This is a genomic window from Streptomyces sp. NPDC008121 (genome assembly GCF_042957155.1).
GTDB lineage: Bacteria > Actinomycetota > Actinomycetes > Streptomycetales > Streptomycetaceae > Streptomyces.
In genome coordinates, this window is sequence record NZ_JBIBHT010000015.1 from 34,719 (window position 1) to 60,043 (window position 25,325).

Annotated in this window: 8 protein-coding genes; 5 read left to right on the forward strand and 3 right to left on the reverse strand. The window is 68.5% G+C overall.

Going from position 1 to position 25,325, the window contains the following annotated elements:
- Nucleotides 1-617 precede the first annotated feature (617 nt).
- Nucleotides 618-5,633: an RHS repeat-associated core domain-containing protein gene (locus tag ACFZBD_RS32380; RefSeq protein ID WP_391146701.1), complete on the forward strand. Its 5,016-nt coding sequence runs from the start codon at nt 618-620 to the stop codon at nt 5,631-5,633.
- A 1,321-nt stretch (nt 5,634-6,954) separates the two neighbouring features.
- Here ACFZBD_RS32380 and ACFZBD_RS32385 read toward each other — a convergent pair.
- Complete coding sequence (locus tag ACFZBD_RS32385; protein ID WP_391146704.1) at nt 6,955-12,015, reverse strand: RHS repeat-associated core domain-containing protein; 5,061 nt, start codon at nt 12,013-12,015, stop codon at nt 6,955-6,957.
- A 664-nt stretch (nt 12,016-12,679) separates the two neighbouring features.
- On the opposite strand from ACFZBD_RS32385, the gene ACFZBD_RS32390 reads away from it, so the two are divergent.
- A complete protein-coding gene (locus ACFZBD_RS32390) occupies nt 12,680-13,597 on the forward strand; it encodes a glutaminase (protein WP_391146707.1) in 918 nt (305 codons plus the stop codon).
- A gap of 343 nt (nt 13,598-13,940) precedes the next feature.
- Here the strand turns inward: ACFZBD_RS32390 and ACFZBD_RS32395 are convergent, their stop codons facing one another.
- A complete protein-coding gene (locus ACFZBD_RS32395; RefSeq protein ID WP_391146709.1) occupies nt 13,941-19,046 on the reverse strand; it encodes an RHS repeat-associated core domain-containing protein in 5,106 nt (1,701 codons plus the stop codon).
- A 1,289-nt stretch (nt 19,047-20,335) separates the two neighbouring features.
- Between ACFZBD_RS32395 and ACFZBD_RS32400 the strand changes: the two genes are divergently transcribed.
- Nucleotides 20,336-20,734 (forward strand): zinc ribbon domain-containing protein, encoded by a 399-nt coding sequence (locus ACFZBD_RS32400; protein ID WP_391146720.1) that lies wholly within the window; start codon nt 20,336-20,338, stop codon nt 20,732-20,734.
- On the opposite strand, the gene ACFZBD_RS32405 is transcribed toward ACFZBD_RS32400, so the two are convergent.
- Nucleotides 20,670-21,206, reverse strand: coding sequence for a GNAT family N-acetyltransferase (locus tag ACFZBD_RS32405; protein WP_391146712.1), 537 nt, complete (start codon nt 21,204-21,206; stop codon nt 20,670-20,672). The two genes, ACFZBD_RS32400 and ACFZBD_RS32405, sit on opposite strands and share 65 nt — an antisense overlap.
- Before the next feature lie 421 nt (nt 21,207-21,627).
- On the opposite strand from ACFZBD_RS32405, the gene ACFZBD_RS32410 reads away from it, so the two are divergent.
- On the forward strand, nt 21,628-23,025 hold the full coding sequence (locus ACFZBD_RS32410) for an amino acid permease (RefSeq protein ID WP_391146715.1): 1,398 nt from the start codon (nt 21,628-21,630) through the stop codon (nt 23,023-23,025).
- 531 nt (nt 23,026-23,556) lie between these two features.
- Nucleotides 23,557-25,325 (forward strand): hypothetical protein (locus ACFZBD_RS32415; RefSeq protein WP_391146718.1); only part of this gene is annotated, 1,769 nt, incomplete at its 3' end.

The window sequence follows — 25,325 nt, forward strand, 5'->3', positions numbered from 1 at the left end:
TAGCTCTTTTACAGGCGGCCTTGTCCGGAGGCCGGGGACGGGAAGGACTGGCCGGATGAGCGCGAGAACCGGCCTGGTGCCTTCGGCCCCCGGCCCTGCGCCCGCACCGCCGCACCGGCCGCCGGCCGTTTTCTTCAGAGCGCCTTCCGGCCAGCACCTGGCTGCACAGCAGGCTCAGCCGGCCCCCACGTCCAGAGAGCCTCCCGCCGGCCCCGCCGCAGTCGGGCAATCGGCCCAGGCGTGCGCCGGCCTCAACCTGTTCCCGCGGCCGATTCCGCACGTGACGCAGGCCCCGTTAAGTGTGCTGCAGCACCTCAACTCTGTCTCTGGTCTGGACCGCTATGGATTCTCAGCCTGGTACGACTTCAGGCCCCCTGTCAGGCTACGCCGTAAGAAGAGGCGGATGGCTGCGACGGACTGCCCTGGTGACCGCGGTGCTGATGGCGGTGACAGCGGTGCCGGTGGTGACGGCGGGGGCGGCGCCGCCGGCCAGCGCTGCGGGGGTGACGGGCACGGTCGCGATGGGCGGCGGGGCGTCCGGAGCCGTCAACGAGCAGTCAGGTGTGTTCACGATGGCGCTGCCGCTGGTGTCACTGCCGGGGCGGGGCGGGGCCGGGGTGGAGCTGGCGCTTGCCTATGACCAGGCGGCTGCGGGGGCCGGGGCGGACCGGTCGGGTCTGGGCAAGGGCTTCGGGCTGGGAAAGGCGTTTGTGGACCCGGCTGACGGCGGTACCCTGCACACGGCCGGGGCGGGGAGCTTCCCCCTCGCGCCCGCAGACACATCGGGCACGGGGCTGAAGCGGTACAAGCTGAAAAACCTTGCCCTGCGTGAGGACGCCGGGACCCTTGCCGGGCGGGCCGGGCTCGAGGACATGCCACGGGACTATAAATGGGTGCTGTCCCACGACAACGGGCAAAAAGAATACTTCTCCGCAGAGGGCGATCTGATCGCGGAGGAAGACCCGTTCGGCAACCAGACCGCCTACGTGTGGCAGCAGCACGGCGGGCAGCACCGGCTGAGCAAAGCGGTCGACGCCTGGGGCCAGGCCGTCACCTTCGACTACAGCACCGAAGACCGGGTCACCGTCACCTCCCCCGAGCGCAGCGACCGCAAGCACCCGCAGGTCACCCTGCACCTGCAGGACGGGCACCTGGCCTCCGTTGCCTACCCCGAGGACCAGGAAACGAAGCTCTCCTACGACTACACCCCCCCGGGCATGCCAGGCCGGCTCCTGACCGGAGCACAGACCCCCGCCGGCGCCGTCACCCGCATCAGTTACGCCCAGCCCCACGGCTTCCCCGTCACCTCCTCCGTCAAGGTCACCGACACAGACGGCAGGAACCTGGCCGCCGAGCGGACCTTCACCCTGGACACAGCCGGCGAGACCACCGGGCATGACTACACCGGCCGCGGCCAGTACACCTCCGCTGACGAGCTGTTCGACAGCGCTGACCCGCACTACCGGTACACCACAGAACTCTCCGACGGACGCTCCACCGTCCGCTCCGTCTACAACAGTCTCCACCTGCTCAAGGAACGCACCGCCGCACTCCGTGTCAACGGCGAGCTGAAGCCGGTACGGACACAGAAGCTGGAGTATGAAGGCGAGCGGGACAGCGGGCAGACACCGCCCCCTGCCGCCGACCTGCCGGCGAACTACGGAAAACCCGTCAAGGCGACCGTCACCGTCCACGACCCCGTCACCGGCGCCGCACGGACCACCACAGAGACTGCACGGTTCGACACGCACGGCCGCGAGACGGAGCATACGGATGTCACCGGCGCGACGACCGTGACCGAGTACGACCCCACCGCCCTCGACCTGCCCGGGAGCACCGCACCGGACAGCCAGGGCGCTGGCCGGCCCGCCGGCTACGGCCTGCCGCTGCGCATCACCACCACCGGAACCGACGGCGCACAGACCGTTACCGAGAACACCCTGACCGAAGACCGCAAAAGCATTGCCTCCACCAGGCAGTCAGTGAAGAACACCGGCGAAGAGCAGCCCGCAGCGCGCACAGTCACCAGCTACCGGGTCAACGGGCACGGTGAGATCACAGAAAAGACCGTGACCTGGGCTGAGGGAGCCAAGCCGGAAGGTGTCGAAGGCCCCGCCAGCATCAGCGAGAGCTACAGCACGGTCATTGACACAGATGCACACACCCGCACCGACACAGTGAAAACCCCGGCCGGCAGCACCACGCACACATCCGACCTGGTCACCGGGCAGGTAACCAGGGCCACCGACACCGAAGGCCGCACAGCAACCACCGCATTCGACGAGGCCGGCCGGCCAATATCCCACACCGTCCCGGGCGGGCCCGACGGCAGGGGCCTGGTCACCACCACCTCCTACACCCACGCTTCCACCACGGTGAGCACACCCGGCCAGCACGGCAAACGGCACCTGACCGTGGAAGAACGGGACCTGCTGGGAAGAGTGGTGAAACAGACCGACAACATCAAAAACGGCGAACTCACCGACGACCCCGCTGCACGCACCCTGCAGACAGTCACCTACCAGGACGAGGGCCGCACCGCAAAAGTCACCGACGGCGCGGGCCGGACCACCCTCACCACCAGCGACGATTTCGGACGGCCCGTCAGGACAGTCGCACCGAACGGGATGACACAGCTCACCGTCTACACCGATGCCGCCACAGCAGGAACCTCCGCAAAAACCACCTTCCTGCTCCCCGCGGGGGAGACCGACCCCGCCCGGGCAGTCAGTACCACGACCGAAACCTCCGACAGCGCCGGCCGCCCCGTCCTTGCCGCCACCGCCTTCAGCGACGGCACTCAGCGCCCCCCCTCCAGCCGGAGCTACGACAGCCTCGGCCGCATCAGCCGCACCGTGGCCCAGGACCTCGCCGCCGCCCCCGCATACGGCAGAGCAGGAATCACAGAATCCACCACCCTCACCCCCCAGGCCACGCACACCTTCCCCGGCACCGACGTGACAGCCCGCACACCGCAGGACCTCACCGGCGCTCCGGTGGTCAAAACCCTCACCCCCGGCGAGAACGAGCAGGACGGCCGGCCAGGCACAACACTGCTCCGCGACGAAGTCGGCCGGGTGACCGAGGAACGCCGCCCGGACGGCAAGAAGACCACCTTCACCTACACCGCCGGCGGCCAGGTCCAGCAGACAGTGTCACCAGGCGGGACCACGACCGCCTACCTCTACGACACCGCAGGCCGGGTCAGCGAGGTCGCCACCACGCCCGCCCACGGCGGGACAGCCGAGAAAACCCGCTACACCTACGACCCGCACACCAGCGCGGTCACGGCCGTGTATGACCCGGACGACGAAGACGGCACCAAAATCACCTACACCTACGACGCGGACGGAAACGTCACACAGGTGGCCTACCCCGACGGCAAGCAGGTCAGCCAGACATTCAGCAGCCACGGCCAGCTCACCGAAATGACCGACACCGCCGGCCTGACCACCTCCTACACCTACAACACTGACGGCACACTCGCCCAGGCAGTACAGCGCGCCGGCAGCGGCCAGCAGGCAGAAGTGAAAGCCTCCGTCGCCTACACCTACGACGGCCTGGGACGCATCACCAGCACCGACCGCGGCAACGGCGTCGTCACCCGCATCACCTTCACCGCGGACGGCCAGATCAAATCAGAAGAATCCCGCAAAGACACCCAGCTCATCACCTCCGCCTCCTACACCTACGACCAGCACGGCAACCTCGCAGAGCGCACCGACACCCGCCCCGCAGCCCAGCCCGGCGGAACAGCAGGCCCCCGGACAACAACCACCACCCGCTACACATACGACGCCTACAACCGGCTGCTGTCATCCGCAGTCTCCGCCAGCGACGGCCAGCAGATGACCTCAAGCCGCTACACACTGAACGTCTCAGCGGACGTCACCAGAACCGAGACCACCCAGCACCAGGGCCAGCAGACTGAAGCAACGACCGTCACCGACCACGGCATTGACAGCACAGGCCGCCTGCACACCGTCACCGCCAACGGCCAGCAGCACCGCCAGACCTTCGACGACGAGGGAAACCTCCTCACCGACTACCAGGGCAACACCTACACGTACAGCACACGCAACCAGCCCGTCAGCCTCACCGCCCCCGACGGCACAGCCACCCGCTACACCTACTGGGCCGACGGCACCCGCGCCACCAGCACCCGCACCAGCCCCGACGGCACCGCCGCACTCACCACAGCCTTCCACTACCTGCCCGGCGGCACTCTCCTCAACGACACCCACACCCAGGCCGGCCAGACCACCACCGCCTCCTACCTCATCGCCGGCACCCGCCAGGCCCGCACACTCACCGGCACCACCACACAGGAACAGACCCAGTCCGGCACCGGCTACCTCATCCAGGACCGCCACGGCAACACCACCGTCCTCACCAGCAGCCACGGCACGCCCAGCCAGGCCTGGAACTACACCGACTACGGACAGGCCGCAGACCACACCGGCGCCCCGGCCGCCACAGCCGGCCCGCACCCGTCAGGAGCGGCACGCAACCCGTTCACCTACGCCGGTGAATACACCAACCCCGACGGCACCCAGTACCTGAAAGCACGCACCCTCGACCCCGCCCAGAAACGCTTCACCACCGCCGACCGGACCCCCCAGCACAACCGCTACCAGGCCTTCAGCGCCAACCCCATCACCAACACCGACCCCAGCGGGAACGTCAGCGAGAGAGACACCGTCCTCACCTACGTCACCGCAGCAGCAGCCTTCCTCCTCGGAGTAGCCTCCATCGCCCTGTCCGTCATCAACGGAACCGGCTCACTGCCGCTCGGAATAGCCCTCGTCGGTTTCGCCGTCGACACGGCATCATCCGCCCTGCTGATAGCCGCCGAGGAAACCGGAGCAGCATTCGACCACCCGCTGAACATAGCGGGCTACGTCCTCGCCGGAGTAGGAGCATTCCTCGGCGCAGGATCGGCTGTTCTCAGCGAGAAAATGGTGATGATGATGGCTGCCGCCCCCCGGAGGGCCGAAAAGACCAGCGCCTACGCCGACTACCTTTACAAGATAGGCCAGAACCGCATCGTAAAGCTGGCTGAGGAGGAACTCGACAGCTTTTCAGACGGCGCCGGACAAGTAGATGCTGCGGCACTGTTCGCCGATACCGTGGACAGTTTTAACGCCTATAATCAGACCCTTGCCCACTCAGCCCGAGGAAAGCTTGCCCCAATCGCCGACATAACCATTCCGGCCGACATGGAAAAAATGCTGGTGACGCCCGTCGTGGACTTCATCCCAGATAACCAGTATCACAGAGACTTCATCGCGTCGCTCAGGGCCTGGCGCACCGCTCGCCAGGTCCTCGAAGGCCCCCAGAAATGGGCTAGTGCTACCGCTGTAGAGCAGGGTGCGCAAGCCATGATGAAGAAGCACATGCGCCTTGTGGCCCAGCACACCCCTCATCACCCGGAAATTGCAGGTGCCAACGGCGTGAACATGCACTCGCCCTTCTACTTGCGCACTGCCCGCGGTGTCGTCTGGAGTCCGGACATGTGGCCTGATCACCAGAAGGCCTGGGCAGCGGCAATGAACCTTGATGATGCAGTCTCACTTCCCGGGACCGCTCCCCTGCCGGCAGACGCTGCAGCAGCCCTGCTGCAGGTGAACTGAGCATCCCCGGCAACTCAATCCTCCCTTCCTCCGTTGCCTGCTGCTGTGTATCCCGGACATGAGGAGGGGGCAACCGCCTCATGCTGTGCTAGCTAATGACTCCATGGTGAGTGATGAGGAAAAGGCGTCATATGAGACGTCAGCGGGGAATCGGGAAGACGAACGCAAGTGAATGGCTGCTGACGTGCTGCCAAGGCAGACAGGCGGCGCCCGGAGGGTGACCGCTGGTGCAAGCTGCAGCCGTCGGCAGGGCCCTGGCCGCCTTGGGGCACCTGCAGGAACGACCCGCTTGCGCCGGCCGCGGCCGGGTCCGGGACCAGCGCCGGCTCCGCACACGCCTACGTCCGCGCTGTGGCGGAACACCTGGCGGGCGGGCCTGACCGAGGCCACCCCGGGCGGCGAATGCACGCTGCGTCCTGCTGGACGGCACACCCGCGGAAATGCGGCCGCGCCGGCGGCCGACGGGCAGACTTCCCGGGCAAGCACCGCAGACACGGGGTGAAACCTGCAGGCATCACCGTTCTGGCGGCACTCTGGTGCGGATCTCACCCCCTCTGCCGGGCCGCACGCACGGCCTCACAGCTGCCCGCCAGTACCTCATCATCGCCACCTGTTCACGGCCCCGGCCTGCTGGGCTGGCGGCCGCACCGCGGTACCCACCGCAGAAGGCCCCGGCAAGGACTTCACGGTCAGAAGAGCGTCAGCCGAGCCCCCTCCCGCTTGCGTGGTGGCCTGCGGAAATAGCGGTCGCCCGGCTCAAAGGCCTGGCAGGTCCTCTCCGCAGCGCCCGGATCAGCCCCGGCAGACTCACGCCCATCGCCAGGGCCCTCCTCCCCCCTGGGGAGGTACGGCTGAAGGCTCACTGCACGCCGCAGTGAGCCTTCAGCCCGAGGTGTACCGCTGCGAAGCGAAACACACGCCGAGGCCCCGTCCCCAGCAGTCCCGTGCCGTCGAAGAGGACCAGCGCGGCCTGCCGGACCGCTGCTCCCGTCTTCCAGGCCAGGCGGCCGGCACGGATGGGGGCCCGGGATCCCGCGGCTGGTGGTGCTGAAGCGGGCCGGGGCCTGCCGGGCTGCAGTCCTCGCCGAGGGCGGGCGGGCGGCCACCGGCCCGGCCGGCTTGCGCTTGCCATCGGTCAGCAGCCCGCGAAGAAGACCTGGTCCCGCCGGCGCTGGTCGTTGCGGGCAGACGGTCCGGCCACTCCGCAGCAAACCCCTCCCGCTCACGACGCAACTGAAGTCATCTCGTCAGGAGTCACACACCCTCACCGCCATTCCGAACGCAATGGACGCGCACCCCTGCACCGGCCTGATCAGCACTACTAAGTATTCGCAGTCGCGAGCGAGGTCAGAAGATTGTCCACAATTTCCTGCTCGGATAGTGGCATTTCCAGCTTCAGGCCGAGGCGCGAGACGAGGTCATCAAGAGCAACTTTGGCCTCCTGAAGGCCGCTTCCCGACACGTATCTGGCGACTTCGCCGGGAATGCGCTTGATTTCATTCATCTGCGCTGTGTGCAGGGCTTCAATGGCGGAGAGCTCGTCAATTTCCATACCGGCGGTATTTGCTGCTCTGTCCCGGTATGCGACCCATGCCCGCATGGCATTTGTCCGGCCCGTAACTATTTCGCTTTCCCTGCCTTGTGCGTACGATCTGCGCACCTCGGGCTTTGACTGCTTTACAATTTGTGAGCCTGGCGTTGCCCCTGGCGTAACCTCGTTCATTACTGCTCTTCCGCGGAAAGAAAGCATGGTGTCGTAGAGCTGTTTGTTCGCCTCCCTAGCCGTGTTGAGGGAGTCTGCCAGGGCGGTTCTGTCGGCATCGGAAATTCTCAGTACAAGGGGGGGAGACGCTGGCGCGCCTGCAGGGGCGGATGCTGGCCGGGCTGCAGGCAAGGGGGGTGGTGCCGGGGCCGGCGCTGTTCCTGCCGGTGTGCTGCTTGCCGGAGCTGGTGTGTGTGGAACTGGTGCGTCTGCGTGCCGTGCTGCTGCGGCTGCTGACCGGGCGGATTTGACGCTGCCGATGCTGAGGCTGAGGCCGAGGAAGCCGACGGCTGCGGCGGTCCATGACAGAGCGTTGACGACCTCGTCGCGGTTGTTGATTCTGGTGTGGCGCAGGGCGAGTGCGGCGGCGTCGAGGGCGTAGGAGACGACGTCGCTGGCGAGGCCGGCGACGGCCAGGGCGAAGGCGCCGCCGCCGGCGGTGGCGGCGGTGGTGATCGCGGCGGCGGCGAGGGTGACGCCCCAGATGAGCCAGTTGGCCCAGTCGGGGAATTCGGTGGTGCCCTGGGGGTCGATGTTGGTGACGGGGTTGGCGCCGAATGCCTGGTAGCGGTTGTGCTGGGGGGCGCGGTCGGAGGCGGTGAACCGTTTGGTGGCGGGGTCGTAGATGCGTGTTTTCAGGTACTGGGTGCCGTCGCGGCCGGTGTATTCCCCTGCGTAGGTGAAGGGCTGGCGTGCTGCCCCTGCGGGGCTGCCGGGCAGGTGGCTGTCGTGCGGGTTCCAGGGTGTGCCGGTGTGGCTGGCGTGCTGGCCGTAGTCGGTGTACTGCCAGGCCTGGCTCACGTCACCGCTGTGGCTGGTGAGGGCGGTGGTGTTTCCGTGCCGGTCGGCGATGAGGTATCCGGCGCCGGTCGGGGCTGCCTGCTCTGCACCCTGGCCGGTGAGGGTGCGGGCGTGGCGGGTGCCGGCGAGGAGGTAGGAGGCGGTGACTGCTTCTGCGGTGCCTTCCTGCTGGCCGGCTGTGGGGCTGGTGTGGGTGTCGTTGAGGAGGGCGCCGTCGGGGGAGTAGTGGAAGACGGTGACCCGTTCCTGTTCCCCGCTGCTGCCGGTGCCGTCGGCCGGGGGGCGGGGGGTTTCGGTCTGGGTGGCGCGGGTGCCGTCGGCCCAGTAGGTGTAGCGGGTGACGCTGCCGTCGGGGGCGGTCATGCTCAGGGGCTGGTTGTGCAGGTTGTAGGTCCACACGGTGCCCTGGTGACTGGTGGTCAGGTTGCCCTCGGTGTCGAAGTCCTGCTGGTGCTGCCTGCCGTCGGCGGTGAGGGTGGTCAGCCGGCCGGATGTGTCGATGCCGTGTTCTGTGACGGCGGGGCCCGGGCCTGCGGTGCGGGGTGTGGTTTCGGTTTTCACGACGTCGCCGGAGACGTTGAGGGTGTAGCGGGTGGCGGTCTGCTGCTGGCCGGCGGCGTTGAGTACTTCGGAGGAGATGAGCCGGTTGTAGGCGTCGTAGCCGTAGCGGGTGGTGGTGGTCACTGCCGGGCCGGGGGTGCCGTCCGCGCGGGCTTCAGGGCGGGTGTCGGTGCGCTGGGTGAGGTTGTTGTGGGCGTCGTATGTGTAGGCGGCCTCGGTCAGCAGTGAGCCGTCTTTGCTGGTCTTCTCGTGCTTGATCTGGCTGGTGGCGGTGAACTGGGTGTCGGTGACGACGCCGTTGCCGCGCTCGGTCTTCGTGATGCGGCCGAGTCCGTCGTAGGTGTAGGCGACGGATGCCTTGACGGGGCTGCCGGTGTCGTTGCGTTCGTGCTGGACGGCTTTGCTCAGGGTGCCGTCGGGGTTGCAGGTGTAGAAGGTGGTCAGGCCGGCGGCGTCGGTGACCTGCTGCAGCTGGCCGTTGTCACCGAACTTCTGCCGGACGGCGGTGCCGTCGGGGTAGGTGACGTCGGTGACGTTGCCGTCGGCGTCGTAGGTGTAGGTGATCCTGGTGGCGCCGGGGTCGTCCGGGTCGAAGACGGAGGTGGCGGCGCCGGTGTGGGGGTCGTAGGTGTAGCCGGTCTTCTCGGTGGTCCTGCCGTCGGGGGAGGTGACGGTGATGCCGAGGACCTGGCCGGTCTTGCCGTCGTAGGTGTATGAGGTGCGGATGCCGCTGGGGGAGACGGCGTCCTTCACCTGCCCGCCGGGGGTGTAGGTGAAGGTGGTCTTCTTCCCGTCGGGGCGGCGCTCCTCGGTGATCCGGCCTGCCTCGTCACGGAGCAGGAATGTGCCGGAGCGGCCTTCAGCATCCTGCCCGGGGGTCAGTTTTTTGACTACCGGGCTTCCGGTGAGGTCCTGGGAGACGGCGGTGGTGATCTTCTCGCCGGGGAATGTGCCGGTGTTCCGGGGCGTCAGGGTGGTGGATTCGGTAATCCCGGCCGTGCCGTAGGAGGGGGTGACCGCGACGTCGCGGGAGACGGCTTCCTTGACCCGGCCCAGGCCGTCGTAGGACCGGGTCGTGCCGGACTGCTCCGTACCGTCGGCGGCCGATGTGCCGGCAGCGACGGTGCGTCCGGCGCTGTCGCGGGTTTCGGTGGCGGTCATCACGGCCTGGGCAGGGTCGCTCTGCCCGGCGGGGAGTGTGAGGGTGGTGACGGTGGAGGTGTCCGCTGTGGCGGCATCGGCGTAAAGGGCGAGCTGGGTCATGCCGTTGGGTGCGACGGTCTTTACGGGCCGGCCGAGGTCGTCGCTGGTGGTGACGGTGGTCCGCCCGGCGCGGTCGGTGACCCTCGTGGTGCGGCCTTCGTCTTCGAACTGCACGCTCTGCAGGGTGCGTGCGGCCGGATCACCGGTGAGTTCACCGCCCCGGACGTTGTCGCTCACTTTCACGGTGCGGCCCAGCAGGTCGCGTTCTTCGACGGTGACGTGCGGCCGCCCGTCCTTGCCCGGGGTGCTGACGCTCACCGTGGTAGGGGTGTAGGAGGCGGTGGTGACAAGTCCCAGGCCGTTCGGGCCGCCGGGAGCCTTCTGCGTGATGACCCGTCCGGCGTCGTCATAGGAGGCTTCGGCTGTCCGGCCCTCGGTGTCGGTGGCCTTCACCACCTGCCCGGTGACCAGGTCGGTGGTCTGGCTGCTGACCCCTGCCGCGCTCTTCACCGTGCTGGTGAGGGTATGTGCGGCGGTATCAGCGGCCGTGCCGTAGGTTTCTGAGACCTGGTCCGGGCCTTCTGTCCCCTCCGGCTCCGCCCCCTCCGCCCAGGTGACCGTCTTCTGGGTGACCTCGCCGTGCCCGTTGACCGTGAAGCGGGTAACGGTTCGTGCTGCGGGCTGGTCTGCACCGTTGTTCTTCACCGACTGCTTCACCGCGGTGATGCTTCTGCGGTCTTCGGACAGCGTGTGCTCGGTGATGCTCTGGGCGCCGCCGGAGCCGGTGACAGTGATCCGCAGCGGCAGGCCGTAGCCCGCAGGCCGGCCGGTGCCGGTGCCGGTGCCGGTGTCAACGGCGGTGGGATCGTACTCGGTGACTGTCGTCGCCCCGGTGACGTCGGTGCGTTCCACCTCGCGGCCGTGTCCGTCGAACCGGGCGGTCTCGGTGGTGGTGCGGCTCCTGCCGGTGGCCGGGTCGCGGACGGTGACCGTGGCCCTGACCGGTTTGGCGTAGTTCGCCGGCAGGCCCGAGGCCGGGGGAGGTGCCTGCCCGCCCTCACGTTCCCCCTCGTACTGGAGCTCCTGGGTCCGTACCGGCTTCAGCTCCCCCTGGACAATGAGGGAGGCAGTGCGTTCCTTCAGCAGGTGCAGGCTGTTGTAGACGGAGCGGACGGTGGAGCGGCCGTCGGACAGTTCCGTCACATACCGGTAGTCCGCATCCGCGGAGTCGAACAGGTCATCCGTGCTTGTGAACTGGCCGCGGCCGGTGAAGTCATGCCCCGCATACTCGCCCTCCGCGCCCAGGGTGAAGGTCCGCTCCGCGGTCAGGTTCTTCCCCTCCCGGTCGGTGACCTTCAGCGAAGAGGTGACGGGAAAACCGTGCGGCTGCGCATAGCTGATGCGTGTCACCGCCCCCGTGGGCCCCTCAACGGAGGTCAGGAGCCGGCCGGGCAGCCCGTCGGGGGTGTAGTCCCAGGCCAGCTTTGCTTCCTGGTCTTCCGGATAGGACACGGCGGTAAGCCGACCGCCGTCCAGAGTGAGCACAATCTGGGGCTGACGGCCGTCGCTGCGGACGGGTGAAGTGACGGTGACCTGGTTCTCGGTGCCGTAGTCAAAGGTGACTGCCTGCCCCCACGCGTCCACCGCCCTGTGCAGGCGGTGCTGGCCCTCACGCTCTTCCCACACATAGGCCGTCTGGTTTGCGAAAGCGTCCTCTTCGGCGATCAGGCTGCCGCTGGGGGAGAAGAAGTTCTTCCGGCCGTCCTCGTAGGTAAGGACCCACCGGTACTCCCGCGCCGCACCCTCCAGGCCCTCACGGTCCGGCAGGGTGCCGGGAGCCTCGCGGAACGCGAGGTCCTTCAGCAGGTACCGCTTCAGCCCGGTGCCCGTGGTGTCACCCGGCTGAAGGGGAAAACTGCCGCCGGAGGCAGTGTGCAGGGTCCCCCCGCCCTCCGGGTCAACAAACGCCTTGCCGAGGCCGAAGCCCTCACCCAGCCCGTGCCGGTCCATCCCCGCACCTGCCGCCGTCTGGTCATACGCCAGCGCAAGCTCCACCCCCGTGCCTCCGCGGCCGGGCAGGGACACCAGCGGAAGGGACGTAGTGAACGCACCGGTCTGCTCATTGATCGCTCCGGTGGCCCCGCCCCCCATCGCCACCGCCCCCGACACCCCGCCCCCGCCGGCGGCGGAAGCGGAAGAGGCAGCAGCGCTGCCCGTAAGGACCGGCACAGAGGTGACCGCCATCACCACGGCCGTGGCCAGAGCCGTCCGCCGCAGCCATCCCGCACACCCGCCCCGCCGACGGCCAGGTCCACCAGCGGAAACAGAAAGCGGAACACCGGTCATCGAAGCTCCTGAAGAAGGCAGGAAGGGGTCCCGTCTACTAAAACGCCTCCCAGGGGAAGGCCGGCATCCCGCTACAGGAGGGCATCCCCGCCCGGCACCCCCCGGCCAGCCGGCCGATGCACCGGTAGCCCTCCAGGGGCCCCCAGAAAGCCGGCCTGTCCCGCACCCCCGGCCACCCGGACGGACACCGGCCCGCAAGAAGCCCTGAAAACAGCGCTCATGCGCCCAGACGGCCGGCCCGCCGCCTCACCCGGCCGCGGCCCAGCTTCTGTCACGCGCTCCACCGGCAGACTCCCCTTCTGACCAGCCCCAGAGCCCCCGGCCTCCGCTCCTCCGCCGGCAGCGGCCCGCCCTGGCTGGCATAGTGTGGGCCGTGCCACCGTTCTTCCAGCCCGTCATCGACCGCATCGCCGCCGACATCGCCACCGCCCCGGGCCGCGGCCGCCCCGCCGACTACATCCCGGCACTCGCCGAGGCCGACCCCCAGCGGTTCGGCATGGCCGTCGCAGAGCTCGACGGCACGGTATACGGAGTGGGGGACTGGCAGCAGCCCTTCTCCGCCCAGTCCATCACCAAAGTCTTCACTCTCGCCCTGGTGCTGTCACTGGAGGGAGAAACACTGTGGGAACACGTCGGCCGCGAACCCTCCGGCAACCCCTTCAACTCACTCGTGCAGCTTGAATACGAACACGGCATCCCGCGCAACCCCTTCATCAACGCCGGCGCCCTCGTAGTCACCGACCGCCTCCACCGCCTGACAGGCAACGCCTCCGGCGCCCTGCAGGAATTCCTGCGCGCCGAAAGCAGCAACCCGCTCCTGGACTTCGACGAACGGGTCACGGCCTCCGAAACCGCCCACGGCGACCGCAACGCCGCCCTCGCCCACTTCATAGCGTCCTACGGCAACATCACCACCCCCGTACCCGAGCTCCTGCACCAGTACTTCCGCCAGTGCGCGGCGGAGGCATCCTGCGCAGACCTGGCACGCGCCGCCGGATTCCTCGCCCGGCACGGCATACGCGCCGACGGATCAGTGCTGCTGAGCCGCAGCAAGGCCAAACAGGTCAATGCCGTGATGCTCACGTGCGGGACCTACGACGCCGCCGGTGACTTCGCCTACCGGGTCGGACTGCCCGGCAAAAGCGGCGTAGGCGGCGGCATCATCGCCGTCGTACCAGGCCGCTGCTCGCTGTGTGTGTGGAGCCCGGGCCTCGACGAACGGGGCAACTCGGTAGCCGGCGTGGCGGCTCTGGACCGCTTCACCACCCTCACCGGCCTGTCAGTGTTCTGAACCCTGCCCCGCCTGCCCCGCCTGCCCCGCCTGCCGCGCCAGGCCTGACAGGAATCCCCGGCAGAGGCAGACCCGTCCTGAGACGGCATGCGGAGAGCCGGAAGCCCCCCGGGGCCCGTGACCGGCGGTCAGCTGAAACGCTTCTGGCTCTCCTCCGTGCCGTGACGGATCACGGTGAGAGCGCGCCGCAGCAGGGAGCCCTGTCCAGGCATTCCTGCCGATCATGACATGGCCCTGCCCGGCAGCCTGAAGTCTGCGACAGCATCAGGTCTCTGCCGGGGCAGGGCCATGCGGCTGGAACTTTGACCCGTCAATAGTACGGGACTTCGCCACCCGGCCTCTCTCAGATATTACTTCTCAGAATTTTCGCGATTTCCTCGATATTGGCATCGAGCTTGCCTAGAGACTCATTCAGCCTCCCGGCTAGATTCTCATCTATTTTTTCTAGGTTCCGATGGGGATACGTTTCGGCCTGCAGTGCGCCGGATTCACGCGCTGCCGTTCTTGTCTTTTTGATCAGTCCTCTCAGGGTGTCGGCAGTCTCCTGCTGTTCAGCTGTGCTGCCGGTCCATTCCTTCACCTTTTTCCAGGCTTTGCGGGCCTTCCGCGCATCAAGGACCAGATTCGATTCCAGGCTCTTCATTTCGTAGGCGCCGGCCGACGAATGGCCGCGTATGTATGCGGAATTGGTGAACTTACTGGTTTTTTCTTTGGCTTTAACGATGGCCTGGTCGAGAGGTACAGCTGCGGGGGGCGGGGTATTTGCGGCGAGCTTCACTGACCTGGCGGTGGCCAGCTTCTTCGTGATGCCTTTGGCGGCGGCGCCGATGCCGGTGGCGATGCCGATGGCGCCGAGGGTGAGGGAGGCGATGTTGAGGGGGTCGTCGATCTGGGTGCGTCCGGTGGCCATGGCTGCGGTGTCCAGGGCGGTGGAGACGAAGTCGAGGGCTGCGCCGGCGAGGGCGAAGGCGAGGGGGGCGCCGGCGCCTGCGGTGGCGACGGTGATGACGGTGGTGATGACGGCGGCGGCGAGGGTGAGGCCCATGATGAGGTAGCCGCCCCAGTCGGGGATTTCGGTGGTGCCTTCGGGGTCGATGTTGGTGACGGGGTTGGCGCCGAAGGCCTGGTAGCGGTTGTGCTGGGGGGCGGGGTCGGGGGTGGTGAACCGGCCGGTGGCGGTGTCGTAGAGGCGTGCCTTGAGGTACTGGGTGCCGCCGGCGCCCGTGTATTCGCCGGCGTAGGTGAAGGGCTGGCGGGCCGCACCTGCGGGGGCTGTGCCGGCCGGGGCGCCGGGATCCCGGGGCAGGCCGTCGGGGCGGGCGGGCTGGCCGTAGTCGGTGTACTGCCAGGCCTGGGATACCTGGCCGTCGCCGGCGGTGAGGGCGGTGGTGTTTCCGTGGCGGTCGGCGATGAGGTATCCGGCGCCGGTGGCGGCTGCGGCCTCTGCGCCCTGGCCGGTGAGGGTGCGGGCGTGGCGGGTGCCGGCCATCAGGTAAGACGCCGTCACAGCCGCCCCAGGGGCAGCGTCTTCGCCTGTACCGGCATCCGAGCCGTCCGTGCCGGTGGTGGTGTGGGTGTCGTTGAGGATGGCGCCGTCGGGGCTGTAGTAGAAGCGGGTGGTCTGCTCCTGCCGGGCGCTGGTGCTGCCCGGTCCGCTGCCGCCGGCGGGCCCGTCGCTGTCCGGGGCGGTGGTTTCGGCGGCGGTGGCGCGGGTGCCGTCGGCCCAGTAGGTGTAGCGGGTAACGGTGCCGTCGGAGGCGGTGGAGGTAACGGGCCGGCCGTGCAGGCCGTAGGTCCACACGGTGCCGTCCTGGCTGGTGGTCAGGTTCCCGTCGGTGTCGAAGACCTGGGCGCGTTCCTGCCCGTTGACGGTAAGGGTGTTCAGCCGTCCGGAAGTGTCGATGCCGTGCCCGGTGACCGCTGTCTTCGCAGCCTGGTCCCCGGTGTGGGGGGTGGTTTCCGTCTTCACGACATCTCCGGAGACGTTCAGCTCATACCGGGTGCTGCTGAGCTTCTGGCCGTCCGCACCGAGGACTTCTGATCCGGTGAGCCGGTTGTAGGCGTCGTAGGTGTAGCGGGTGGTGGTGCTCACCGGCTCGCCCGGAGCACCGTCCGTATCTGTCCCGGGGCGGGTGTCGGTGCGCTGGGTGAGGCTGCCGTGGGAGTCGTACAGGTATGACGCTTCGGTGATCACCTCCCCGCCCCGGGTGGTCTTCTCCCGGCTGATCTGGTGCGCACCGGTGAAGCCGGTCTCGGTGGTGACACCGTTGCCGCGGTCCGTCTTCGTGATACGCCCCAGCGCGTCATAGGTGTAGGCCACCTTCGCCCTGACGGGGCTGTTCCGGTCGTCGCGTTCGTGCTGGACGGCTTCTTGGAGGGCGCCGTCACTGTTGTAGGTGTAGAAGGTCGTCAGCCCGGCGGTGTCGGTGGCCTTTTCCAGCTGTCCTTGGTCACTGAACTCCTGCCGCACGGTTTTGCCGTCGGGGTAGGCGACCTGGGTGGTGTTGCCGTCGGCGTCGTAGGTGTAGCCGATGAGGGTGCCGGCCTTGTCGTCCGGGTTGAACACGGCGGTGACGGCCCGGGTGTGCGGGTCGTAGCTGTAGCCGGTCTTCTCGGTGGTCTTCCCGTCCGCCGAGGTGATGGTGGCCTCCAGCAGCTGGCCGGAGTCCTCGTCGTAGGTGTAGGCGGTCTTTATGCCGGACGGGGAGACCGATTCCTTCACCTGTCCGCCGGGGGTGTAGGAGAACGTGGTCTTCTTCCCGTCGGGGCGGTGTTCCTCGGTGACCCGGCCCGCGGCGTCGCGGACCAGGGCGGTGCCCTGGCGTCCTTCAGCGTCCTGCCCGGGAGTGAGGGTCTTGACCACAGGCGCGCCCGTCAGGTCCTGCGGCATGGTGGCGGTGACCTTCCCGCCCGGGAAGCTGCCGGTGTCCCTGGGGGTGAGGGCCGCGGATTCCTGGGTGCCGCCCGGGCCGTATGCGGGGGTGACACCGACATCCTGTGACACGGCCTCAGCCACCCGGCCCAGACCGTCGTAGGACTGCCGGCTGCCGGACTGCACTGTGCCGTCAGCAAACGACGCCCCGGTCTCCACAGGCCGTTTCGCATTATCGGAGGTCTCCGTGCTCACGGCCGCCGCCTTCGCCGGATCGCTCTCCCCAGCGGGCAGGGTCAGCGTGGTCACAGCAGAGGTCTCGGCGGTGGCGGCATCCTGATAGACAGTCAGCCGGGATATACCGTTCGGCGCCACCGTCTTGACAGGCCGTCCCAGATCGTCGCTGGTGGTGACGGTAGTGCGTCCGGCCTGGTCGGTGACCTCCGCAGTCCGCCCCCCGTCCTTGAACGTGACACTCTGCAGAGTCCGCGCCGCCGGATCGTCCGTCAGTGCACCGTCCCGGACGTTGTCCGTCTGCTTCACGGCCCGTCCCAGCAGGTCCCGGTGCTCCACAGTGATATGCGGCTTCCCGTCCTGGCCCGGCGTGCTCACCGTCGTCGTGGCGGGGGTGTAGGAGACCGTGGTGAGCAGGCCGTCGCCTTCCGGCCCGCCCGGCACCTTCCGCAGCACCTCACGGCCGGCTTCATCGTAGGCCGTCTCCACCGTGCGGCCTTCGGTATCCGTGGACCCGGTGACCTGCCCGGTGACCAGGTCAGTGACCTGACTGCTCACTCCGGCCACCGACTTCACCACGACCGTCCGCGTGCGCGCGGCCGGGTCAGCAGTGCTCTCGTAGGTTTCGCTGACCTCATCCGGGCCCTGGACACTGTCCGGCTTCGCCCCCTGCGCCCACGTGAGGGATTTCCCCGTCACCTCGCCCTGCTTGTTGACCTGGTAGCTGGTCACCGTGCGGGCCGACAGCTCCTTTTCGCCCTTGTTCTTCACCAGCTTCTTCACCGCGGCAATACTCTTCCGGTCCCCGGTAAGAGTGTTCTCCGTCACGGCCTCAGCACCGTCAGCACCGGTGACCGTGACCCGCAGCGGCAGCCCGAAGCCGGCGGGCGTGTCGTCCTGCCCGCCGCCGTCTCCCCCCTCCTTCGCATCGAGGGCGGTGGGGTCGTACGCGGTGACCGTCTTCGCGCCCGTCACATCGGTGCGCTCCACTTCACGCCCGTGCTCATCAAACCGGGCCGTCTCCGTCGTCGTACGGCTCTTCCCGGTCGAAGGATCATGAACGGTAACGGTCGCCCGGACCGGTTTGCCGTAATTCGCCGGCAGGCCGGAAGCCGGCGGCGGCACCGCACCGTTCTCCCGCTCCCCTTCATAGGCGAGCTCCTGTGTCCGCACCGGCTGCGGTTCACCGTTCGCATCCAGCGACACGGTGCGTTCCTTCAGCAGGTGCAGGCTGTTGTAAACCGAGCGCACCGTAGAGCGCCCGTCAGACAGCTCCGTCACATACCGGTAGTCCTCATCCGCACTGTCGAACAGATCATCCGCGCTCTCATACTGGCCGCGGCCGGTGAAGTCATGCCCCGCCTGCTCACCCTCGGCGCCCAGACGGAAAGTACGCTCCGGGGCGAGGCTCTTCCCCTCCCGGTCGGTCACCTTCAGCGAAGCAACGACAGGGAAACCGTGCGGCCGGTCATAGCTGATCCGGGTAACTGCACCCGTCGGCGCCTCCACCCCGGTCAGCAGCCGCCCCGGCATCCCGTCAGGGGCGTAGTCCCACGCCAGCCTTGTCACCTGCTCCTCCGGAGAGACGACCGACATCAGCCGGCCGCTGTCCAGATGCAGCACCACCTCCGGCCGCCGGCCGTCGCTGCGCACAGGGGAGGTGACCGTGACCTGGCCTTCGGTGCCGTAGTCCAGCGTGACCGCCTGGCCGTAAGCGTCGACAGCCTTCACCAGGCGGTGCTGGCCGTCGCGTATCTCCCACACATACGCAGCCTCGTTGCCGAAAGCGTCCACCTCAGCGATCAGGTCACCCTCCGCAGAGAAGTAACTCTTCCGCCCGTCGTCATAGGCCAGGACCCACCGGTAGTCCCGCGCCGCACCCTCCAGCCCGTCACGGGCCGGCAAGGTGCCCGGCTGGTCGCGGAGCGCCAGGTCCTGCAGGAGATAGCGCCTGAGCCCGGTACCCGTCTTGTCGCCCGGGGCAAACTGATAGCTGCCGCCGGACGCGGTATGCAGCGTCCCCCCGCTTTCCGGGTCGATGAACGCCTTCCCCAGCCCGATGCCCTGTCCCAGACCGTGCCGGTCCGCCCCCGCACCCGCCGCACCCTGGCTGTAAGCCAGCCCCAGCTCCACCCCTGCACCCGCGCGGCCCGGCAGCGACACCAGCGGCAGCACCGTAGTAAACGCACCCGTCTGCTCACTGATACTGCCCGAAGCCCCGCCGCCCAGCGCCACCGAACCCGACACTCCTGCACCGCCGGCCACCCCCGCCGCCACAGCAGCACCCGCAGTCACCGCCGGCACCGCAGTCACCGCCATCACCACCGCAGTCGCCAGCGCCACACGGTGCAGCCATCCACAACGCCGCGGAACTTCCGTCGGCACACCAGTCGGGACAGACAGGGCTCGGGACATTTCGGGCTCCAGATGAGAGAGGCGCAGGTATCTCCCACCCAACCGTGTCCCGAGCTCTGAAGGGATCCTGCGTCGGGGGTGAATACGGCCGGCACGGAATGGCTGCCTGGCCGGCACACCAGCAGCCGATCAGCCGTCCGCTCTCTCCCGGCCCCGGCACTCTCCTTGCACCACCGCCGTCACCGCCAGCGACGGCGCCGGCTGGGCAGGACACCGGCTCGCGCCCAGCCCGCCGGCACACCGGCGCAGCCACCGGCCGCAGCCGCCAGCCCTTCACCTGTTCTCTCCCAGGAGACCCCGGCCACAGAGCCCGGAGAGGAACGGTCCTTTGACAGGGGCCGCAAAGCGGCGGAGTTCCCTCCGTATCTGTTCACACTCCGCACCCGCAACGCGGGGGTGACCGGGGGAATCCACCGGCGCTTGACCCCGTACCCATCACAGCCGTCCCGCGCGGCGGGCGGCGCCGGGCTGCGAAGACGGGCACCAGCGGCGCGCTCACCGCTCCGCTGTCCGGCCGGGCGCCCCCGGGTCTGTCCTTCTTCCCGGCGATCAGCGGACTCTTGCGACGAACCCCCGGGCCTTCGGCCGGTAACTACAGCAGGCCGGTCCGAAGCGGCGGATCAGAGCGGAGCCGGAGCCGGTCGCCTTCCCTCCGGACGCGGCGCAGCCGTACGGCCAGGGGAACCTGTCCTTCGCGCTGGACGCGCAGACGGTTTCCCTGGGACGCGGCCCGGCCGGATGAAGGACGTGCCGTTCCGCTGCCCGCCCGAGGTACTCAGGACGCCGGGCGAGTAAAAACGAGGCGAGCGCGGCCTGCTGCACCGCGTTGGCGTGTGGTTCCTCGTGGCGGCCCGGCGATTCCCGGGACCCCTGCGAGCGATGACCCTGCCGGGTTCACCGGCGTGGGCCCCGGCATCGTCAGCATCACCCACGCGTCCGCCGGGCCGGCGGACGCGGGCTGGACCGGCACCGCGCCCGGCAGCTCGGCCTGCGCCGCAAGTTGCAGGCCAGGGGAACCACGTCCGCCAAACGTCTCCTCAAAAAACGCGGACGCCGCGGGCAGCGGCACACCGCAAACGTCAGCCGCATCATCCCGAAGACCATCGTCACCACCGCTGAACGCACCGGCCATGGGACCGTCTTCGGAGAATTGACGGGCATCCGCGACCGGCTGCCCGGCTCCGCAAGGAGCAGCGGGCAAAGCTGTACTCCTGGGCATTCGCCCAGCTCGGCCAGTTCCCCGAGTCCAGGCACGCCGGGCCGGCGTGCCGCTCGTGTACGCCGGTCCGGCGTACACCGGTCAGCAGTGCTCCCGGTGCCGCCACATCGAGCGGAAGAACCGTGTCGGTCAGGCAGCGTTCGCGTGCAGGGCCCGCAGGTGCCTGGCCAGCGCGGACGCCAACGCGTCCCGCACCGTTGCCGCACGCGGCGAAACCGTGTGGACTGCGGGGCGGCCGTCACCCGTCCCGTCACTGCCTCCTGGCGAGGAGATGCCCCGGACGCGGCAGGTACCCGGCAGCCAGCCGGAGACTTGGCTGCATGCCCCGTTCTTCAGGGCCGGGGAGCTGGCACCGCTTGTTCCTGAAGCTCCGGGGATTGTCGGCAGAGACCGCTGAAACCCATCCAGCGGTGCGGATCGGCGGCTGCGGGGCGGAGGTACATGCCTGCGGAGGCGGGAGCGGCGTCAGCGAATCCGAACTCTGCATACAGGTGCCGGGCGTCCCCGTCCGCCAGGAGGGAGACGAATGCCCCGTGCGGGGCCCTGCGTTCCAGTTCAGCCAGCAGCTCCGCCATCATCATCCGGCCTACTCCTCTGCGCTGGTGTTCCGGGAGGACACAGACGTCCACGATCTGGAACACGCAGCCGCCGTCACCGGTGATGCGTGCCATGCCGACGGCTTGCCCGGCGTGGTGTGCCATCACCGTGTGCCACGAGTTCGCCAGGCCCGCGGCGGCAGCCTCGCCGGGGTAGGGAGGCAGTCCCGCACGGGTGCGCAGGTGCCGGTGCTCAGCAACGGTAGGCGTCTGCGCCCGCACGGTATAAGGGGAAGGTTCTTTTTCCACGGTATTCCTCTGCGTGGCCGGCATCTGACTTCTCTCCTGCAGCGGGTTCCAGGAGCGGGCCCGGCAGCCGCCCCGGCAGTGCGGCGGCGTCAGCGCGGGCAGGCCTGACAGGGGAAACCTAACGCGCCGGCTCCAGCCCGGTTCGTCCTCCCGCCGGCCCGTTAAGCGGATGACCCGCCACGGCCTGACGGGGGGACCGCGGCCGGTGTACGGGCATGCTGGCCCCCGTTCTCAGCGTATTTCCGGTGCGGGCGGCCGCGGTCACTGCACAGCAGCCAGGCGGCAGAGCCCGGGTAGAGTCCCGGTGCGCACCAGCCGCTGCGCCGTGTACGGGGCGTGCGAACGTGCCGTTCTGCCCGGGACCGCCGTCAGGGCGGCTGCAGAGCTCACCAGTGGCTGCACGGAAGTTCCGGACCCAGGCAGTTATCCCAAGAAGAGCAGTGAAATGACCATCCCTGTCAAAGAACGCACGTTTTCCGCGCCTGAGGCGCCCTCTGATGCTGACCGGAGCCGGCACGCCCGCCGCTTCGGGCTGCCCTCGGCTACCGCCCTGGTCATCGGCAATATTGTGGGCGCGGGAATTTTCCTGCTCCCCGCCGCGATCGCGCCCTTCGGCACCGTCAGCCTGATCGGTTTTGCCGCCGTAACGCTGGGTGTCGTGGCACTCGCTGCTGTTTTCGGCCGCCTTGCACGCAGGAATCCCAGCACCGGCGGCCCGTATGTCCATGCGCGTGATGCGTTCGGTGAATTTGCCGGATTTATATCTGCCTGGTCGTACTGGATCGCCACCTGGGTCTCGCTGGCAGCCGCGGCCGCCATTGCCGTCGGCTATGCAGGGGCTCTCCTGCCGTTCAGCGGTGCGGCGCCGGCGCTCGGTACCGCCCTGTTCATGCTCTGGCTGCCGGGCCTGTCCAACCTGGCAGGCACGCGCTATGTACGCGGCGTGCAGTCGGTGACTACCGTGCTGAAATTCGTCCCCTTGCTGCTGGTCGCCCTTGCCGGCATCTTCTTCTTTGACGCCGCAAACCTGGGCCCCTTCCAGCAGGTGCCCGGCACCGCGGCCGGTGCCGTATCGGCCTCTGCCGCAGTTCTCCTCTTCAGCTACCAGGGTGTTGAGGCCGCGTCGGTCAGCGCTGGCGAAGTCCGGGACCCGCAGCGCAATGTGGGCCGGGCCACTGTCGCCGGGACCATGCTGGCGGCGCTGCTCTACCTGCTGTGCATTGTCGCCGTCTTCGGCACTGTCCCCCATGAGAAGCTGATGTCATCCCAGGCGCCGTTCTCCGATTCGATCAACGCGGTGTTCGGCGGCACCTGGGGAGGAACAGCAGTCGCCTGCACGGCGCTTGTGTCCATCGCCGGGGCCATTGCCGGCTTTACGCTCCTGAGCGGACAGACCGCCTACGCTGCGGCCCAGGACGGCCTGTTTCCTGCCGTCCTGGCAGCCAGGCGGCGCGGGATTCCGGTGACCGGGGTCATTACCGCGGTCATCCTGGCGTCACTGCTGGTCTCCTACAACTATGTGACCGGTACGACCCGGCTGTTCGAAGTGCTCGTCCAGGCCACCGCATTCACCTCCGCCGTCCCCTATACCCTCGCTTCAGCGGCACAGATCTACTGGGTTCTCTCAGGCCGCCGGGCCGTCGCGCCGTGGGAGCTGGCCCGTAATCTTCTCTGCGCAGCTGCGGCGGGAGGCTTCTCCCTGTGGCTGATAGCAGGTGCCGGCTACCAGGCGGTCTACCAGGGCGCACTGCTGGTCTTCGCCGGAGTGCTCATCTACGCCGTCAGAGCTGCCGGCAAGAGCCATGCCAGCGGAAAAGACACTGCCGGGCGCCTCCAGCGCTGAAAGCCGCCCGGCAGACCGACCGCTGCCGGCCTCCCCGCCTGCCCGGGCCGTGCGGACGCAGTGGGCACCCCGGACGCTGCGCGGCCGGTCCGGCCGGGGAAAGACAGGGGAGCCTGCCCGGGCACCCGCGTGCTGCCTGCCTGGTCCGCAGCCCGGACCGCGCACCGTGCGGCCCCGGCCTGCTGCCGCCGCCCCTTGTGCTGCCAGCGGGGGCGCGCCCCGGGCAGCCTGCGGGCAGGCGCCGCTTGCGGGGGCTGATCAGAGGGCCCAGATGCATGCATCCGGGGGGAAGTGTTCACCGCCTGTAAAGGCCCTTCTGGCGGATGCCGCTGCCTGCCGGGCGCCCGGTTGAGTGGCAGGCAACCACTCCTGCTGCTGTGTCTGAAGGTTGCGATGCGCTCCTGCTCTGTCCCTGCCTGTGCCGGTGGCCCGTCCAGCCGGCGGAAGAACACCGGCTGGCGAAACCGTGTGGCTCTGGCGACAGCCCTGGCAGTAGCGGTGACATGCGTTCCTGTGGTGACGGCAGGCGCAGTGTCCGCAGCACCTGCGGCCGGGGTCTCGGGCACGGTGGCGATGGGCGGCGGGGCCACAGGCGGAATCAACGAGCAGACAGGCGTGTTCCAGATGGCGCTGCCGCTGGTGTCCCTGCCCGGCCGCGGCAGCGCAGGGGCGGAACTGGCCCTGTCATACGACCAGAACGCGGCGGCCTCCGGGGCAGACCGCTTCTCGCTCGGGCAGGGCATCGGCCTGGGCAAGGCATTTGTCGACCCCGACGACGGCGGAACCCTGCACACCCCGGGCGGGGGCAGCTTCAGGATTGATGCCAGGGACACCACAGGCCCCGGACTGAAGCGCTACCTGCTGAAAGACATGTCCCTGCGCGAGCAGCCCGGCACGCTGGCACAGCGTGCCGGGCTGGAAGACACCCCGCGGGACTACCGGTGGGTGCTCTCCTATGGCGACGGCCGCAAAAGCTACTTCTCCGGCCAGGGCGACCTGGTTGCCGAACAGGACGCCTTCGGCAACCAGACCGCCTACGTCTGGCAGCAGCTCGGCGGGCAGCACCGGCTGGAGAAGATGACCGATACCTGGGGCCAGGCCGTCACCTTCGACTACAGCACCGAAAACCAGGTCACCGTCACCTCGCCCGAGCGCAGCGACGGCAAACAGCCTGAGATAGTCCTGCACCTCTCCGAGGGCCGCCTGGAATTCGTCACATATCCCCACAACCAGGTCACAAAGCTCGCCTACGGCTACACACCCCAGGGGATGCCGGGCCGGCTCCTGACCCGGGCCGAAGCCCCCGCCGGAGCCGTAACCCGCATCGGCTACACCCATCCCCACGGCTTTCCCGTCACCTCCTCAGTCAAGGTCACCGACGCAGACGGCCGCAGCCTCACCCCAGAACGCACCTTCACTCTGGACGTCCAAGGCGAGAACGCAGGCCACGACTACACCGGACACGGCCAGTACGCCACCGCCGACGACCTGTTCGACTCGGCCGACCCCGACTACCGGTACACCACCGAACTCTCCGACGGCCGCTCTGCCGTCCGCTCCACCTACAACAGCCTGCACCTGCTCAAGGAACGCACCGCGTCACTGAAGCTGGGGGATGAGATGCAGCCCCTGCAGACCCAGGAACTGCACTACGAAGGCGAACGCAACAACGGCCAGACACCCCCCGCCTCCTCCGCCCTGCCTCCCAACTACGCCAGGCCGACCCGGGCGACGCTGACCGTCCACGACCCCGCAACCGGCAAGCAGCGCACCACCACCGAGACCGCGCGGTTCGACGACCACGGCCGCGAAGTGGAGCGCACCGACGTCACCGGCGCCACCACGGTGACCGAGTACGACTCCGCCGCAGTGGACGACACCAGCGCCCGGGAGAACGGTGAGCCGGCCGGGTTCGGCCTGGTCCTGAAGCAGACCACCACCGGCGCCGACGGGGCCCAGACCATCACCGAGAACACCCTGTCCGGCGACCACAGGAGCCTTGCTGCCACCAAGCAGTCGGTGAAGAACAAGGCCGGAGAGGAACCCTCAGCGCGGACGGTCACCACCTACAAGGTCAACGGACACGGTGAGATCACCGGCAAGACTGTCACCTGGGCTGCAGGGGCGAAGCCGGAAGAAACCGAAGGCCCCGACCAGCTCACCGAAACCTACGGCAGCACCGCTGACACCACCGCGCACACCCGCACCGACACGGTCACCAGCCCGGCTGGGGTCACCAGCCAGGTCACCGACCTGGTCACCGGCCAGGTCGTCAAGACCACGGACGCCGAAGGCCGCAC